Here is a 2,442-nt window from a genome sequence, read left to right as displayed (position 1 = left end):
CGAGGTGTCGCACGACTTCGTCGGCGCGTGGCGCAAGAGTTCGTACAGCAACGGCGAGGGCGGATCGTGCCTCGAAGTCCTGGACGACCTCTCCGGTGTCGTGCCCGTCCGCGACAGCAAGAATCCCACCGGCCCCGTCCTCGTCGTCCCCGCCGCCGCCTGGGCCGTCTTCGTCGCGGGCGTCAAGGGATGACGACCACCCCCTCCCTCCTCCTGCGGGGCGGCGCCGGCTCCGTCCTCCGGTTCGAGGGGGGCGGGCCGGTCACCCTCCGCCGGACGGACAAGGAGCACCGGATACCCCTCGCGGCGATCCAGCTCGTCCACGCGGAGGGCCGGTCCGTCGCGATCGTCCTGTCGGCGCCGGAGGGGACCGAGCCGAGGATCTACCGGGTCACGGACGTGAGCGAGGCCGCCGCCCTCGCGTTCGCCGACGCCGTGACCGCCGCGCTGCCGGCGGAGCCCGCGCCCGACGGCGCCGCGCTCGTCACCACCTTCGCCCTCGCCGACCCGCCGCCCCGCGCCACCAGGAACTGGATCGTGGGCGGCGTCGTCGCGGCGGTGCTGGTCGCGGTGGACGTGTTCGTCGCGCTGCGGGCGCCGAAGGGCGAGTACGCCTTCGGCTTCTTGATGGCCCTCGTCTTCGGCGGCATCGGCGCCTTCATGATCCATCTCGCGGGCGTGGAGACGTACCGCCAGTGGCACCTGCCGAGGCACGGCATCACGGTCATGGGCGAGTTCAGCCACTACACGAACAACCGGAAGGTGTACCGGTTCACGGACGCCACGGGCGGCCGGCACACGTACACGACGACCTCGGGTCCCGACCGGATCGAGCTGGCCTACGACCCGCGCGACCCGCGGCGGGTCGTCCACCCGGCCGGGCCGTACGAGCGGATCGGGATCGCGTTCGTCACCCTCCTGGGGTGCGGGATCGCCGGCGGCAGCCTCTACGCCCTCGGGGCCATCCTGTTCGTGACGGTGAAGGGCTGACGCCGCTGGGCCCCCGCCCCTACCATCACCGGCATGTCGATCATCGCGTCCCTGCCCATCCTCGGCGGCCGTGACGGCGTCGTCCTGAGCGCCGCCGAGCGGGGGCTGGTGCTGGACCGTCCCCGCGAGGAGCTGACGATCCCCGGTGAGGCCGTCGCCCGCGTCTGGACCGAGGGGCGGACCATAGCCGTGGAGCTGCGGGCGCGCACGGGGACCGAGCCGGTCGTGCACCGGGTCGAGGACGTGGACGAGACCGCCGCGGCGGCCTTCGCCGCCGGGGTGAACGCGCTGCGGCTCGAACCGGAGGAGGAGATCGACGGCGCCGCGCTCGTCATCGTACGGACGCGGAAAACGCTCTGGCGCGAGCGGTACGTGCGCCGGATGAAGCGGCTCGTGCTGGGCTGCGTCGGGGCGGTCGTGGGCGTGAGCGTGCTCGCCGGGCTGCTCGGTGACGCCGGGCGGGCCATCGCGGTCGTCCCCGTCGGGTTCCTCGCGACGGCGGCCCTCGGCTTCGGGGTGTACGAGGTCGGGAAATGGCTGCACGTGCGGCGCGTCCGCAAGCACGGCACCAGGGTCTTCGCCCGGCCCGCGAACGTGCCGGGGGCGTACCTCTACGTGGACGACCGGAACGTCACCCGGGTCGCCTTCCCCGACTCCTACGGCCCGTACGCCGAGGTGTGCTACGACCCGGAGGAGCCGGCGGAGGTCCACCCGGTGAAGCCGTCGTTCACCCAGCGCTTCAACACGTTCATGGGGTGGTTCCTGCTGTTCCTGGGCCTCGACGGCGTGGCGCTGGTGGTCCTGATCCTCTCCACGCCCTTTGAGTAGCCATAAGTCTGCCTTATGAGCCCATAGACCGGGGGCGGGTACCGCTGGGCGCGGGCCGTTAATTAGGGTGACCTAAGTGTCGGCGGCTTCGCCGCCACGTCGTTTGCGAAGGGAACCCAGTCATGCCCCGCCCCCTCCGGGTCGCGATCGTCGGCGCCGGCCCCGCCGGAATCTACGCCGCCGATGCGCTGCTGAAGTCCGAGGCCGCCACCGAGCCGGGCGTGTCCATCGACATCTTCGAGCGGATGCCCGCCCCCTTCGGCCTCATCCGCTACGGCGTCGCCCCCGACCACCCCCGCATCAAGGGCATCATCACCGCCCTCCACCAGGTCCTCGACAAGCCGCAGGTCCGCCTGTTCGGCAACGTCGACTACGGCACCGACGTGCACCTGGACGACCTGCGCGCCTTCTACGACGCCGTGATCTTCTCGACCGGCGCCATGGCCGACCGCGAGCTGAAGATCCCCGGCGTGGAGCTCGAGGGTTCCCTCGGCGCCGCCGACTTCGCCTCCTGGTACGACGGCCACCCGGACGTCCCGCGCACCTGGGACCTGTCGGCCGAGAAGGTCGCCGTCCTCGGCGTCGGCAACGTGGCCCTGGACATCGCCCGCATCCTCGCGAAGA

The 2,442-nt window shown here is 72.0% G+C and carries 4 protein-coding genes; all 4 read left to right on the top strand.

Annotated elements, in window-relative coordinates; all coding sequences use genetic code 11:
• Nucleotides 1-193: DUF397 domain-containing protein (locus tag RIF68_RS34245; RefSeq protein WP_309055370.1), on the top strand; the 193-nt coding region annotated here is incomplete at its 5' end.
• Nucleotides 190-990 carry a DUF3592 domain-containing protein gene (locus RIF68_RS34240; protein ID WP_309055368.1) on the top strand — a complete coding sequence of 267 codons (801 nt, stop codon included), beginning with the start codon at nucleotides 190-192 and terminating at the stop codon, nucleotides 988-990. The genes RIF68_RS34245 and RIF68_RS34240, both read left to right, overlap by 4 nt.
• A 33-nt stretch (nucleotides 991-1,023) precedes the next feature.
• The gene (locus RIF68_RS34235) at nucleotides 1,024-1,818 is read left to right on the top strand and encodes a hypothetical protein (RefSeq protein WP_309055367.1); all 795 of its coding nucleotides are present in this window, start codon (nucleotides 1,024-1,026) and stop codon (nucleotides 1,816-1,818) included.
• 122 nt (nucleotides 1,819-1,940) lie between these two features.
• The coding region (locus RIF68_RS34230; RefSeq protein ID WP_309055365.1) for an FAD-dependent oxidoreductase at nucleotides 1,941-2,442 on the top strand (502 nt) is incomplete at its 3' end.

The organism is Streptomyces sp. (assembly GCF_031178505.1).
Lineage (GTDB): Bacteria > Actinomycetota > Actinomycetes > Streptomycetales > Streptomycetaceae > Streptomyces > Streptomyces gulbargensis.
The sequence above is the reverse complement of the archived record's forward strand: the minus strand, read 5'-3'. Positions and strand labels throughout refer to the sequence as shown.

Bases quoted from the DNA above. Each gene is read 5' to 3' on its own strand.
- RIF68_RS34240 (WP_309055368.1), top strand. From the start codon at position 190: ATGACGACCACCCCCTCCCTCCTCCTGCGGGGCGGCGCCGGCTCCGTC.
- RIF68_RS34235 (WP_309055367.1), top strand. From the start codon at position 1,024: ATGTCGATCATCGCGTCCCTGCCCATCCTCGGCGGCCGTGACGGCGTC.